This window comes from Rappaport israeli (assembly GCF_001888055.1).
GTDB lineage: Bacteria > Pseudomonadota > Gammaproteobacteria > Cardiobacteriales > Cardiobacteriaceae > Rappaport > Rappaport israeli.
Genome location: NZ_LXHZ01000027.1, coordinates 18,543 through 32,236 on the forward strand (window position 1 = coordinate 18,543; position 13,694 = coordinate 32,236).

Consider the following 13,694-nt stretch of genomic DNA (forward strand, 5'->3'; position numbering starts at 1 on the left):
ATTATGCGTGCAAAGATTATAGATGTGCCATTGTGTTGGGGTCGGCTACGCCTTCTTTGGAGTGTTTTCATCAGGTGCAGGCAGGGCGGTGGCGTCGATTTTATTTGCCAGAACGGGTCAATGCGCTGGCGTTGCCTGAGGTGGTGTTGGAGGATATGCGTCAGGCATTGGTGCAAGATGGTTTGAGTGTGGGGTTGATTCAGGCTATTCGTCGGGCGCTTGGGGCAGATGAGCAGGTGATGCTGTTTTTAAATCGTCGGGGCTATGCGCCGATGTTGCGTTGTGAGCATTGTGGTTGGCAGGCGTTGTGTGCGCAGTGTGAAACGTCGATGGTGGCGCATGTGAATGTGCGTGAGTTGGTGTGTCATCATTGTGGTGCGAGTGAGCGTTTGCCCGTGCGTTGTCCAAGTTGTGGGCAGGGGGAGCTGTTGATGCTGGGAATGGGGACGCAAAAATTAGAGCAGGTGCTGAAGGCGCAATTTCCACAGGCTCGGGTGTTGCGGATTGATTCGGATGCGTTTTCTACCTCAAAACAGTTTGAACAGGCGCTTGAGCAGGTGCATCGTCGGGAGGTGGATATTATTTTGGGAACGCAATGGCTTTCAAAAGGGCATCATTTTCCGCATTTGAATTTGGTGGCGATTGTGGATGCGGATCAGGCGTTTTATAGTTTGGATTTTCGCAGTGAGGAGCGCTTGGCGCAGATGCTGGTGCAGGTAAGTGGTCGGGCGGGTCGGGAGCGTCGGGGGCAGGTATGGGTGCAGACCAAACAACCTGAGCATCCTGTGTTTAATAGTTTGGTAGAGGCTTATGCTGTACAAGCTAAGCGATTGTATGCACAACGAATAGAATCTGGATTGCCACCTGTTTCGGCGCAGGTGTTGTTATTTGCGCGCCATAAGGAGTTGGCTCGGGTGATGCAGGTGTTAATGATGACAAAGGAGGGGGCGCTATCTGAGGGGATTGGGGAAAACTGGCTATGGCTTGGTCCTGCGCCTGCGGTGATTGCGCGCAAAGGGGGGATTTATAGTGCGCAATTATTGCTTCAAGCGCCTAGTAAAGCGACGCTACAACGGGATTTGCCTAGGGTGTATGCATGGTTTGAGGCGCAGGCAAAGGCGCTTAATGTGCGTTATGGATTGGATGTTGACCCATTATGGCTGGAGTGATTTTAGCTCTGAGTAAAATTTGAAAAGTGTATAATCAGCACTTTGCCATCATCAAGCATTTATTATATTCATGCTAATCACGACTTCTATTTTAATGGGGCTACTGGTTTTGGTGTCGATTCTGCCAGTTTTGCGAATTGGACATTGGACGGTGCGCATTTTTGATTTTCCACGCATGCAAATTGCTTTTATTACGTTAATAGCGTTTGTATTGAGTTTGTTTGTATCGCATAAACCTTTATGGTTCAATGGATTAGAGATAGCCACATTGGTGGCATTATTGTATCAACTGCGTTGGATTTTTACTTATACGCCTTTGCATAAGAAAGAGGTGGTAAAACAAGAAAAAGCAAGCAGTAATACACAACGGCAATTGTCTATTTTAAGTGCAAATGTGTTAATGCCGAATCGTCAAACGTCAAAATTGTTAGCTCTTATTGAAAAATATCAGCCAGATATTGTGTTGACGCTGGAGAGTAATCAGTGGTGGGAAAATCAGTTGAGCGTCATTGAGCAGGATTATCCTTATAGCGTAAAACAACCGTTGGAAAATTTATATGGCATGCATTTGTATTCAAACTGCCGTTAAGTGATTGTGAAATACGCTATCAGATTCAGGAGGATATCCCTTCTATCGTCGGGTATGTGGTCTTGCAAAGTGGAGAGCGGGTTAGATTGTATTGCTTGCACCCAATGCCACCGAGTCCAACAGAAAATGTGCGCTCGCAGGAGCGTGATGCGGAGCTGATTTTAGTTGGGGAGGAGGTTAGTGCGCGTGATGAGCCTGCTTTGGTGTTTGGCGATTTGAATGATGTGGCGTGGTCGCGTTCGACTTTATTATTTCGTCGAATCAGTCGCATGATGGACCCACGAATTGGACGGCGTCCATTTAGTACGTTTCACGCCAAAATTCCTTTTTTACGTTGGCCACTTGACCATATTTTTCACAGCGCGCATTTTAATTTGGTGGTGATGGAGACATTACCTGACATTGGTTCAGACCATCTGCCAATTCATGTGGTCTTGCAATACAATGAATCCACTGGCAATGTTAATTTGGCGGCGCAGGCAAACGCAGAAGATTTAGAGCAAGCAGAAGAGACTAAATCTGAAGTGGTGCAAGCCAACCGTTGTATTAAGGTTCGCCCTAAATCATCACAATGAGCACGCCACGAGATTAAATATTTTCTTCATTGGTTTTTAGCGCATAAAACGTTAAACTACCGCCTTTTCTAGCCATTTTATTCCCTTATGAAACAAGAAATTCAAAACGCTTTGCACGTTGCTTTAACTTTAATTGCCAAAACGCACCATATCGCTGAGGAAGAACTCAATCAACCGATTGAATTAGAACGCTGTAAAGACCCAACGCATGGCGATTTTGCAACCAATCTAGCTATGCGTTATGCCAAGATTTTTAAGATGAATCCTAAAGAATTGGCAGACCAAATTGTGGTTTCTGTACCGCTTATAGAGAGTGTGGCGAGTATGGAGGTTGCAGGTCCTGGGTTTGTCAATATTCGTTTGTCGCATGATAGTGAAACGGCGGTATTAAAAACGATTATGGAGCAAGGCGATAGCTATGGTCGCCATAAAGCGCTGCAGCCACAAAAAATATTATTAGAATACGTATCGGCTAATCCAACAGGGCCTTTGCATGTGGGACATGGGCGCGGAGCGGCTTTTGGGGATACGCTTGCGAATGTGTTGCGCGCTAATGGGCATGAAGTGGACGAGGAGTATTATGTTAATGATGCTGGGCGTCAAATGGATATTTTGGCGTTGAGTGTGTATTGGCGCTATTTGGAAAAACAGCAAAAAGCCAGCGCTTTGCCAAAGGGATTGTATCAGGGGGAGTATGTTTTTGAATTGGCAGAACAACTTAAAGAAACGGTAGGCGAAAATTTGGCTTATGCGCTTGAGGATTGGTTAAGCGAAATGCCACAGGATTGGTCAGAGGCGCAGATTGAGGCGGGAGCACGCGATGTGTTTATTGACCAAGCGATTGCGGATTTAAAAGCAAAATTAGGTGAGACGGATTATCGTAAGGTGTTTGATGTGGCGCTTGAGGCGATGGTGGCAGATATTCGCGAAGACTTGGCGCAATTTGGGGTGGAGTTTGCGCGTTGGTATAGTGAGCGTTCGTTATATGATGAGCATAAAGTGGAAAAAGCGCTAGATATTTTGCAAGAACAAGGGTTTTTGTATGAAAAAGAAGGGGCAATGTGGTTTAGAGCAACTGATTTTGGTGATGAAAAAGATAGGGTGGTGCGTCGTGAAAATGGTGTAACGACCTATTTTGCCTCTGATATTGCCTATCATCTTGATAAATATGAGCGTGGCTATGATGAAATGATTGATATTTTTGGTGCAGATCATCATGGCTATATGGCGCGGGTGCGCGCATCGTTGGCGGCATTGGATTTAGACCCTAGTCAGTTGAAAATTATTTTGGTGCAGTTTGCGGTGTTGTATAAGGATGGGCAAAAGATGCAGATGTCGACGCGTTCAGGCGAGTTTGTAACGTTGCGTGCGTTGCGTGAGGCGGTTACTAGCGATGCGGCGCGCTTTTTTATGTGATGCGTAGGCCTGAGCAACATTTGGATTTTGATATGGATTTGGCGGTATCGCATAGCAAGGATAATCCATTTTATTATGTGGAATATGCTCATGCGCGGACTTGTCGCGTGTTGGAAAAAGCTGAAAATGAAGGGCTATTAACAAGCGATAAGTTGGGGCTGGAATATCGCCTTAAGTTGAAGCTTAAGGAAGAAAAGATGTTGCTTAAAGAATTGGCGCGCTATCCAGAGGTGGTGCTTTCGGCAGGGGAGCAGTATAGCGCGCATCCAATTGTGAATTATTTGCGTGAATTAGCGGGTGCTTGGCATCATTATTATGATGCTGGGCATAAATTGTTGCATGATGATGAGACCATTCGTGCGCCAAGACTGACGCTAACAGCCGCTGTACAGCAGGTTTTGCGTAATGCTTTGGCAATAATAGGTGTAAAAGCGCTGGATAAAATGTAGAGGCAAGGCGTGATTAAAATTAAAGAAAAAAAAATTAGCGCAAGAAGTCAGATGGTTACTCGAATCATGGGATTATGCTTGTTGTTTGTGGTGTTTATTTTTCTCTATATTGGCATTAAGTATCTAACCACAGGCGCGACTCATTCTCAGCAACAGGGCATGGTGGGGCAGTCTAAGTCAAAACCCACTCAACAATCACAATCTTCTGCTACGGTGGTAGAAAATGCAAATGCCAGTGAGGAGTTTAATCATGGTGGACAAATTCGGTTAACTTCTTTAGAAGATAATGCCACATCATCGGCTGTATCCCCACAATCTGCCCCTCAAACACTGCCTGCGCAATCTGCTGTACAAAAAATGCCTGAACAAGCGCCTAAAACGAATAAGGCAAAATATTCTTTTTATGAAGAGTTAAAAAAACGCAGTAATGAGGTTGAGCAGAAGGTAGAGCAAAAAGCTAAAGTAAAGACGAGTTCAGACGCGCTCTTTATAGTTCAAGTGGGCGCTTTTCGGGATAAAAATATGGCAGACCGTTTGCGTGCGCGTTTAATTTTGCGAGATTATCCAGTTTCTCTTGCGCAAAATAAAAGTATTTATGTAGTGCAAGTTGGACCTTATGCGAGCCATAAAGAGGCAGAAGCGATGGAGAGCCAATTAAAGCGTGAAGGCATGGAAACGTTGGTTAAAAGTATAAAGTAGCAGTGTGATAAGGCTTTTTGGGTGCATGCTTTCATAAGAAGGCATGCGCTTTTTGTTGTGATGTAACAATTTATTGAGTGCAAAATATTTATGGGCAATATTCTTTCAAATGACTATCAAAATCGGCGGACCTTTGCCATTATTTCTCACCCAGATGCGGGCAAAACCACTCTAACAGAAAAATTATTACTGTTTGGAGGAGCAATTCAGATGGCAGGTGCGGTTAAAGGGCGTAAAGCGGCGCGCCATGCGACATCAGATTGGATGGCGATGGAGCAAGAGCGCGGAATTTCTGTTACTTCATCGGTCATGCAGTTTCCTTATGAGGGCAAAATGATTAATTTGCTTGACACTCCTGGACATGAGGATTTTTCTGAAGATACTTACCGCACGCTAACAGCTGTGGATTCAGCATTGATGGTTATTGATTGCGCTAAGGGCGTAGAGGAGCGCACGATTAAACTGATGGAGGTTTGTCGGCTGCGTGATACGCCTATTTTTACCTTTATCAATAAACTTGACCGCGAGGGGCGCGACCCAATGGAGTTGATTGATGGAATTGAGGCGGTATTAAAAATTCGTTGTGCGCCAATTACTTGGCCAATTGGCATGGGGCGCTCACTAAAAGGGGTTTATCACCTATTAAAAGATGAGGTCTATATTTATGAGCAAGGAGCAGGCGGCAGTAAAATTGCACTGGGAGAGCGCATTGAGGGGTTGGATAATCCTCGTTTAGATGAGTATTTGGGCGCGATTATAGAAACGTTTCGTGAAGAGGTGGAATTGATTAAGGAGGCGGGGAATGCCTTTGATTTACAAGCTTATTTAGAAGGGACGTTGACGCCTGTCTATTTTGGTTCGGCGGTGAGTAATTTTGGCGTGCGCGAAATGTTAAGCGATTTTGCACGTTATGCTCCTGCGCCAAAAGCTCGACAGACAACAGTGCGCGAAGTGCGCCCTGAAGAGGATAAACTCAGTGGTTTTGTTTTTAAAATTCAGGCGAATATGGACCCAAAACACCGCGACCGTATTGCTTTTATGCGCATTAATTCAGGGCAGTTTAATGCAGGTATGAAGCTTAAACAGGTGCGCTTGGGTAGAGACATTAAAATCCCTGAGGCGCTTACCTTTATGGCAGCAGAGCGCGAACATGCGCAAACCGCGGTTGCAGGCGACATTATCGGTATTCATAATCATGGCACGATTCGTATTGGCGATAGTTTTACCGAAGGCGAAGATTTGCAGTTTGTTGGCATTCCTGATTTTGCCCCTGAGTTATTTCGTCGTGTGCGTTTAAAAGACCCGTTAAAGATGAAAGCGTTGTTAAAAGGGTTAGAACAGCTCTGTGAAGAAGGTGCGACGCAATTTTTTAAACCAATGATTGGTAATGATTTAATTTTAGGGGCAGTGGGGGTGTTGCAATTTGATGTAGTGCAAGCGCGTTTGAAAAATGAATACAATGTAAATTGTTTATTTGAAGGGGTGAATGTGTCTACCGCGCGCTGGGTGGAGGCGAATAATGACAAGGATTTGCAAAAATTTATAGATAAAAATATGCAAAATCTAGCGCATGACCATTACCAGCAGTTGGTCTATATCGCGCCAACTCGGGTGAATTTACAGCTTACGCAAGAGCGTTTCCCTGAAATCACTTTTAACGCAACGCGTGACCATTTAGCGCAGTAATTGGAGCAGGAATGTTTAGTTTAACCCAGCGGGCGCAAGCGCTTTGTAAAGCATTTGATGCTCATGAAACGCTAATAAGTTTAGCGTATAACGGACAGCGAGAGCTGTTAGGTGTTATGCATACCCAAACAATTTCATGGGAAGATTTACAAGAAATTGACAGACAAAAACAAGCTGTTATGCAAAATATGCAACGTTTTATGGCAGGTCAATCTTATAACCATATGTTGCTTTGGGGGGCGCGTGGAACAGGTAAATCGTCTTTAGTGCGTGCATTGTTTGTGCATATAAAATCACAGGGACAGCCCCTGAAATTAGTGCAGTTGGGAATAGAAGATTTGGACAATATGGCGTTTTTGCTATGGGCAATGGCGCAACATTCGGCACGCTTTTTAGTGTTTATCGATGATTTATCTTTTGCAGAGGAAGATGGGCGTTATCGTGCTTTAAAAGCGGTATTAGAGGGTTCAATTGCAGGGATTGGGCGCAATGTGATGTTGTGCGTTACGTCCAATCGAAGGCATTTATTGGCGCAAACCTCGCAAACCATACAAGCACGCCATCCAGAGGAAGACGATGAAGAGCATATCTCTTTATCCGACCGTTTTGGTTTGCGCCTAGCTTTTCATCGTTTATCTCAAGCGCAATATTTGGACTTATTAGCCTATTTATTTACCCGCGAAGGGTTCATCTTAGATGAACAAGCAAAGCGCCAAGCGTTGCAGTATGCAATGGCGCGCGGCTCTCGCAGTGGAAGAATTGCACAACAGTTTTTATATCAGTATCAGCCTATATCGACTCAATAAAAGGCTTAAGATATAAGCGCTTTTATAATCTTGCTTAATTAAGCAGATAAAAAGATAAGCAGATAAAAACCAACTGACATTAATTTTTATCTGCTGTTTTTTATTTTAGTTTTTTGGGAGATTCAGATTAGAGTTCTACCTAAAATTATTCTTTATTTTGACCAATAAAACCGACTACATCATCATAATTGACGTCATCAACGATATACCCCGCGATTTCTTCGGCGTTTGGCCCTCTAAAACTGGCGTAATAGGAAAAATCAGTTAATTTTTCTGGATTATCTATTGCATCAATAGGTTTGCTTTTATTAAATTTTGGATTAGGTAACCCATTTTCTATGCTTGCCGTGCCTATCATAATGTCTTGTCCTACAGGTAATTCCCCTTCATTTAAGAGAATAGGTTGGTCAAGTAGGTTCGTGATTTTGCCACTGCCTTTACGGGTAGCAAAGTCAAATTTAAAGCTAAAATCACCATGAATAATCTCTTGCATGCCAATCTTATCAATCACATCACCTGCTAAAGCAGCGCCAGAGTAATGAATGATGCCTTGGGAAGGTAAAGAATTTTGCGCAGTAAAATTGCCACTAAAATGAAGTTTAATAGGCGCTTCTTGTTCTTGGGCGATTAATTTATCGCTAGTATCAAACAATTGATAAGATAAATGGCTCTCGCGCTCTAATGAGGAGTAGTATTGATTATAGGTCATAATCTTTGAGCTTTTGATATAGCGCTTAACATCCTCATGTCCTAAAAATTCTTGTGGGTTTTTTAAAATAACTTCAATATCTTGCTTACTTTCAGGAATAAAAATATTGGGTTTTATTTTTACACCTGTCATAAGATTGAAGTTTAAAAATTTATCTAAATCCTCTGGATTCTGGGCGGGGTCGTCAATACCAAATTGAAATCCTAGATAATTAACGGCTAGGTGCTTAATCGGTTGTAAATCTTTATAAAAATCTAGTGTTACTTCACGAATAGATTTTGTATGCCCTTTTAGTTCTTCTGCTTTTTTAATCTCTTCTTGGGTGAAATTTTCTGCAAATTTTGCAGGCGCTAAATTGCGCGGTTTGGCTTGAGGAATAATAGGAGATTGTTTTTTAGGAGGGGTTAGATTAGGGCTAATATTTTGCGATGGTGGCTGTTTGATGGGGAGGGAATTTATAGCTGAGGGATTTTCTGTTTGATGGGAATTGGTTTGCTGTGAATGAGTTAGAGCGGCTTCGTCTTTTTGCTGGCTTTTTTATTTTTGTATTTTCTTGAGATTCTGACTTAGCAGAAGGATTTGGTAAGTTTTGAGTATCTGATAATAAATTTGTATTTGAGGGAAAACTGCAAGCAGCTAGCGCTTGTGTAAGTAAAGTTATTTTAATAATTTTGGATAAATTTTTGGATTTATTCATATTTTTTCCTTATAGATTACTTATTTATTGTACAGCAAAGAGTTGATTTTACCATAAATAAGAATCTTTACAATTTGTATTAACATTTAAGGCGGTTGTTTTAACGAAGATGCTATCGAAGGGCACTTTTCACAGTATTGAACATATTGAGCTTGACAGATAATGGAGAGATAAAATATTATCGCTAGTTATTAATTAATAATATTTAAAAAAGGAGGATGGAGATGTTTGGGTTTAATGTTAAATATAAAATAATCAGTGGGTTGGTGTTATCTGGAATAAGCTCAATGGTTATGGGAGAGACGATTTCATTGAGCTGTGGTGCGGTGGGTTCAGAGCGTGAGGTTTGTCGTGAGGGTGCAAAAGCGTGGGAAGAGAAAACAGGGCATACGGTGAATATTGTTTCAACGCCAAATGATACGAATGAGCAATTGGCCTTATTCCAGCAATTGCTGGCGAATAAAGCCAGTGATGTGGATGTGTTTCAGGTAGATGTGGTCTGGCCAGGAATTTTAGGTTCGCATTTTATTGATTTAAAACCGTTTACAAATGGTATTGAAAAAGAGCATTTTGATTCGATTGTGCAAAATAACACGGTGGAAGGGGAATTAAAGGCAATGCCTTGGTTTACAGATGCAGGGCTACTGTATTATCGCAAAGATTTATTGGAAAAATATGGTTTTGAAGCGCCAAAAACATGGGATGAGTTGGCAGAGACGGCTCGCGCTGTTATGAAAGCAGAACAACAAGATGGCAATAATAAGATGCAGGGTTTTGTGTTTCAAGGGAAGGCGTATGAAGGATTGACTTGTAATGCGCTGGAATGGATTTCAAGTTTTGGGGGTGGCACGATTGTTGATGCGCAAGGCAATGTTAGCGTTAATAACGCGCAAGCCATTGAGGCTTTAGATAAGGTAGCCTCTTGGATTGGCGATATTGCGCCACAAGGGGTATTAAATTATGCAGAAGAAGAAGCGCGCGGAACATTCCAGTCAGGCTATGCGGTTTTTATGCGGAGTTGGCCGTACGCGTGGGCATTGGCAAATAGTAGCGAAAGCCCTATCAAAGGAAAAGTTGGCGTGAGCGTTTTGCCGTCTAATGAACCAACAATGGTTGGGAGTGCTACTTTAGGTGGCTGGCAATTGGCTGTATCAAAATATTCTAACCACCCTGAAATCGCAGCGGATTTGGTGATGTTTTTAACCTCAAAAGAAGAGCAAAAACGCCGAGCAATTGTAGGGGGTTACAATCCTACTTATCCAGAATTGTATGAAGATGCTGAAATATTAGCGGCTAATCCTTTTTTTGCAGAGTTGTATGACACCTTTACTAATGCAGTAGCGCGCCCCTCTGACGTAACAAAAGGTAAATATAATCGAGTATCGAATGCTTTTTGGGAGGCGACTCACAGCGTATTAGCAGGAAATAGTGATGCGGCTACGGCGCTTAATGCTTTGGAAACACAGCTAAACGCAATTAAAAAACGTGGTTGGTAAGAGCTTTTAAATTAGTGGTCTATCTGCTGTTTGATGAAGGTATAAAATGAGTGCAAAACATAATACTTTGAATCGATCTAGAATACGCTCAGCTTGGATTTTTTTAACGCCAATGTTGATTACTTTAGTGTTTGCAGCAGGTTGGCCACTATTGCGTACAATTTGGTTGAGTTTTACTGATGCAACGTTGGTGGCGGATAGTGAACGTCATTTTATTGGCTTGGCAAATTACTACAATCAAGAATGGGGCGGGCTTTTAAGTGACAGGCTTTGGTGGCGGTCAGTTTATAACACAGTTTGGTTTGCAGTAATTTCTGTGGCACTAGAAACAATATTTGGACTAATGATTGCGCTGATTATTCATCAGAATTTTAAGGGGCGTGGACTGTTGCGCGCGATTATCTTAGTGCCATGGGTTATCCCAACGGTAGTGAGCGCTAAGATTTGGGGGTGGATGTTAAATGATCAGTTCGGAGTGATTAACAGTATTCTTTTAGATATTGGTTTGATTAGTGCACCAATTGCTTGGACAGCTTCGCCTGATACGGCGATGTGGGCAGTGGTGATGGTTGATGTATGGAAAACGACACCGTTTATGGCGCTACTTATTTTGACGGGATTACAAATGTTGCCTAAGGATTGCTATGAAGCCGCACGCGTTGATGGAATTCATCCCTTGAAAGTGTTTTGGAAGGTGACGTTGCCGTTAATTAAGCCTGCTATTGCAGTAGCGGTGATTTTTCGCGCATTAGATGCCTTGCGGATTTTTGATTTAATTTATGTGTTGACCTCAAACAGTCAAACAACAATGACGATGAGCGTTTATGCTAGACAGCAGTTGGTGGACTTTCAGGATGTGGGTTATGGGTCGGCAGCAGCAACGCTTCTACTGATTATTATTGCTTTGATTACGGTAGCTTATTTGGTTATTGGGCGGGTAAAATTAAGCGGAGAATGACATGGCAGGCGTAAAAAAAATAGCGTTCTATATGTTGATTATTGGGGTGTCAATCGTAGCATTATTCCCATTTTATTATGCAATTCTGACGTCTTTTGAGCATGGCTCGGCACTGTTTAGTGTCAATTATTTTCCTGAGTCGTTTGATTTAGAAAATTATCGCAATGTGTTTTTAAAACAGCCTTTTGCGCGCAATATTTTAAATTCAGTGGTGGTTGCTTGTTCGGTGGTGGTAATTTCTTTATTTATCGGGCTGATGGCTGCTTATGCTTTGGGTCGAATTAAATTCCGCGGACGAGCAACGTTATTATTAACGATTTTATCAGTCTCTATGTTTCCTCAAGTGGCAGTTCTTTCAGGGATGTTTGAATTAGTGCGTTATTTTGGTTTATACAATACTTTGCCTGGATTGGTGATGGCTAACATTATGTTGACGTTGCCCTTTACAGTGTGGGTATTGACGACTTTTATGCGAGAGCTGCCTAAGGAGCTTGAGGAAGCCGCATTTGTGGATGGGGCAACGCCAGCACAGGTCATTCGATTAGTGTTTATGCCATTAATGTGGCCGGCAATGGTAACAACAGGATTGCTGGCGTTTATCGCGGCATGGAATGAGTTTTTATTTGCGCTAACATTTACCTTATCAAATGATGTTCGTACTGTGCCTGTAGCGATTGCATTAATTAGTGGAGGGTCAAAATATGAGTTGCCTTGGGGGAATATTATGGCAGCTTCAGTGATTGTAACCCTACCCTTGGTGATTTTAGTGGTCATTTTTCAACGTAAGATTATTTCAGGACTTACCGCAGGAGCGGTAAAAGGATAGTTTATTATGAGAGAAGTCAATAAACAGTGGTGGCGTGGTGGTGTAATTTATCAAATCTATCCGCGTAGCTATATGGATAAAAATGGGGATGGAATTGGTGATTTGGCGGGAATCATTGAGAAATTACCTTATATTGCTTCTCTTGGAGTAGATGCTATTTGGTTGTCGCCATTTTACCCGTCGCCCATGAAAGACTTTGGCTACGATGTGCAAGATTATTGCGATGTTGATCCAATGTTTGGAGACTTACAAGAGGCTTATCGCTTAATTGAGAAAGCTCATGAGTATGGAATTAAAGTTTTGATTGATTTGGTTTTATCTCATACGTCTGATAAGCATCCATGGTTTATTGAAAGCAGCGCAAGTCGAGAAAATGATAAGGCGGATTGGTATGTGTGGAGTAATCCAAAAGCAGATGGAACTCCCCCTAATAATTGGCTATCAATTTTTGGAGGCAGTGCTTGGCAATGGCATGCAGGACGAAGGCAGTATTATTTACATAATTTTCTTACTTCGCAGCCTGATTTGAATTTTCATAACGAGCGCGTGTGTAAGGAAATGTTGGCAGTCGCACGATTTTGGCTAGAGGCTGGTGTGGATGGTTTTCGCTTGGATACAGTTAATATGTATACGCATGATAAATTATTGCGTGATAATCCACCTGCAACAGCAAAGACAAGGTCAATGGGATTCCAGATGAGAATCCTTATGCAATGCAGCAAACAATTTATAACATTAATCGACCAGAAAATTTACTGTTTATTGAAAGATTACGCGCTTTGATGGATGAATTTGGGCAGACAACGACAGTGGGTGAATTGGGCGCAGTGGCTGATGTGCCTAAAGCAATGAGTGAATATACAGGGGATAAGCGTTTGCATATGGCCTATAGTTTTGCGTTGATGCATAAGCAACATGATGTAGCTTATATTCGTGAACAAGTAGAAAAAATTGATGAAAAATGTTGGGCTAATTGGGCATTGTCTAATCACGATGTGATGAGAGTGATGAGTCGTTGGGAATTAGAGGATACGCCTCAGGCAGCAGTAACGTTGATTGCTTTAATGACAACATTGCGTGGCTCAAGCTGTTTATATCAAGGGGAAGAGTTAGGATTGCCTGAGGCGACTGTGCCCTATGAGGCTTTACAAGACCCTTATGGCATAGAATTTTGGCCTGAATTTAAAGGTCGTGATGGTTGTCGTACGCCAATGGTGTGGAGTGATGCGCCTGACCATGGTTTTGGTAGCCTAGAAGCATGGCTGCCCCATGATAGTGCGCAAACCCCTTATGCGGTGAGTCTGCAAGATAAGCAGTTTAATAGTACGCTTAATCGAGTGAGGCGGTTTTTAAATTGGCGGAAAAAACAAGCGGTATTACGTTATGGCGATATGATGTTTTTAGAAGGTTATGCTAAAGATTTATTGGTTTTCGAGCGAACACTAGAGCAGGAAAAAGTGCGCTGTATATTCAATCTGTCTAATCAGATGCATGAAATTATCTTGCAAGATAATGAGCAATTGCTATCTGTGTCTGGTTTTGAACAATTAGAAGAGCAACTAGAGAAAACTCAGATACAAATAGCGCCTTGGCAAGCTGTGTTTATTAGTATTGTATGA

9 protein-coding genes and 3 pseudogenes are annotated in these 13,694 nt (G+C 42.3%); 10 read left to right on the forward strand and 2 right to left on the reverse strand.

Features of this window, described 5'->3' with window-relative positions; all coding sequences use genetic code 11:
* The first annotated feature begins 32 nt into the window (after positions 1 to 32).
* The 6 genes and pseudogenes from priA to A5N84_RS08540 all read left to right on the forward strand — a co-directional run bounded on the left by priA (position 33) and on the right by A5N84_RS08540 (position 7,389).
* A complete protein-coding gene (gene priA / locus A5N84_RS09685; RefSeq protein WP_158008692.1) occupies positions 33 to 1,169 on the forward strand; it encodes a replication restart helicase PriA in 1,137 nt (378 codons plus the stop codon).
* A gap of 400 nt (positions 1,170 to 1,569) precedes the next feature.
* Positions 1,570 to 2,333: pseudogene (locus A5N84_RS10990) on the forward strand (endonuclease/exonuclease/phosphatase family protein).
* Between the two features lie 87 nt (positions 2,334 to 2,420).
* Positions 2,421 to 4,198 (forward strand): annotated as a pseudogene (argS, locus tag A5N84_RS08525) (arginine--tRNA ligase).
* Positions 4,199 to 4,249: 51 nt separating this feature from the next.
* Positions 4,250 to 4,897 (forward strand): SPOR domain-containing protein, encoded by a 648-nt coding sequence (locus tag A5N84_RS08530; protein WP_158008693.1) that lies wholly within the window; start codon positions 4,250 to 4,252, stop codon positions 4,895 to 4,897.
* 90 nt (positions 4,898 to 4,987) lie between these two features.
* A complete protein-coding gene (locus tag A5N84_RS08535; protein ID WP_072282035.1) occupies positions 4,988 to 6,583 on the forward strand; it encodes a peptide chain release factor 3 in 1,596 nt (531 codons plus the stop codon).
* Positions 6,584 to 6,594: 11 nt separating this feature from the next.
* On the forward strand, positions 6,595 to 7,389 hold the full coding sequence (locus A5N84_RS08540) for a DUF815 domain-containing protein (RefSeq protein ID WP_072282036.1): 795 nt from the start codon (positions 6,595 to 6,597) through the stop codon (positions 7,387 to 7,389).
* A gap of 145 nt (positions 7,390 to 7,534) precedes the next feature.
* Here the strand turns inward: A5N84_RS08540 and A5N84_RS08545 are convergent, their stop codons facing one another.
* Positions 7,535 to 8,230 (reverse strand): factor H binding protein domain-containing protein, encoded by a 696-nt coding sequence (locus A5N84_RS08545; RefSeq protein WP_072282037.1) that lies wholly within the window; start codon positions 8,228 to 8,230, stop codon positions 7,535 to 7,537.
* Positions 8,231 to 8,513: 283 nt separating this feature from the next.
* Positions 8,514 to 8,795, reverse strand: coding sequence for a hypothetical protein (locus A5N84_RS08550; RefSeq protein ID WP_072282038.1), 282 nt, complete (start codon positions 8,793 to 8,795; stop codon positions 8,514 to 8,516).
* A 224-nt stretch (positions 8,796 to 9,019) separates the two neighbouring features.
* Between A5N84_RS08550 and A5N84_RS08555 the strand changes: the two genes are divergently transcribed.
* The 4 genes and pseudogenes from A5N84_RS08555 to A5N84_RS13670 all read left to right on the forward strand — a co-directional run bounded on the left by A5N84_RS08555 (position 9,020) and on the right by A5N84_RS13670 (position 13,694).
* Positions 9,020 to 10,291 (forward strand): ABC transporter substrate-binding protein, encoded by a 1,272-nt coding sequence (locus tag A5N84_RS08555; RefSeq protein WP_072282039.1) that lies wholly within the window; start codon positions 9,020 to 9,022, stop codon positions 10,289 to 10,291.
* Between the two features lie 46 nt (positions 10,292 to 10,337).
* The gene (locus tag A5N84_RS08560; protein WP_072282040.1) at positions 10,338 to 11,249 is read left to right on the forward strand and encodes a carbohydrate ABC transporter permease; all 912 of its coding nucleotides are present in this window, start codon (positions 10,338 to 10,340) and stop codon (positions 11,247 to 11,249) included.
* A 1-nt stretch (position 11,250) separates the two neighbouring features.
* Positions 11,251 to 12,075, forward strand: a complete 825-nt coding sequence (locus A5N84_RS08565) for a carbohydrate ABC transporter permease (protein WP_072282041.1) — start codon at positions 11,251 to 11,253, stop codon at positions 12,073 to 12,075.
* A gap of 6 nt (positions 12,076 to 12,081) precedes the next feature.
* Positions 12,082 to 13,694, forward strand: a pseudogene (locus A5N84_RS13670) (alpha-amylase family glycosyl hydrolase).

What these genes read in the sequence shown, in the direction of transcription:
- A5N84_RS08530 (WP_158008693.1), top strand. Translation starts at nt 4,250, where the DNA reads ATGGTTACTCGAATCATGGGATTATGCTTGTTGTTTGTGGTGTTTATT.
- A5N84_RS08535 (WP_072282035.1), top strand. Translation starts at nt 4,988, where the DNA reads ATGGGCAATATTCTTTCAAATGACTATCAAAATCGGCGGACCTTTGCC.
- A5N84_RS08540 (WP_072282036.1), top strand. Translation starts at nt 6,595, where the DNA reads ATGTTTAGTTTAACCCAGCGGGCGCAAGCGCTTTGTAAAGCATTTGAT.
- A5N84_RS08545 (WP_072282037.1), bottom strand. Translation starts at nt 8,230, where the DNA reads ATGACAGGTGTAAAAATAAAACCCAATATTTTTATTCCTGAAAGTAAG.
- A5N84_RS08550 (WP_072282038.1), bottom strand. Translation starts at nt 8,795, where the DNA reads ATGAATAAATCCAAAAATTTATCCAAAATTATTAAAATAACTTTACTT.
- A5N84_RS08555 (WP_072282039.1), top strand. Translation starts at nt 9,020, where the DNA reads ATGTTTGGGTTTAATGTTAAATATAAAATAATCAGTGGGTTGGTGTTA.
- A5N84_RS08560 (WP_072282040.1), top strand. Translation starts at nt 10,338, where the DNA reads ATGAGTGCAAAACATAATACTTTGAATCGATCTAGAATACGCTCAGCT.
- A5N84_RS08565 (WP_072282041.1), top strand. Translation starts at nt 11,251, where the DNA reads ATGGCAGGCGTAAAAAAAATAGCGTTCTATATGTTGATTATTGGGGTG.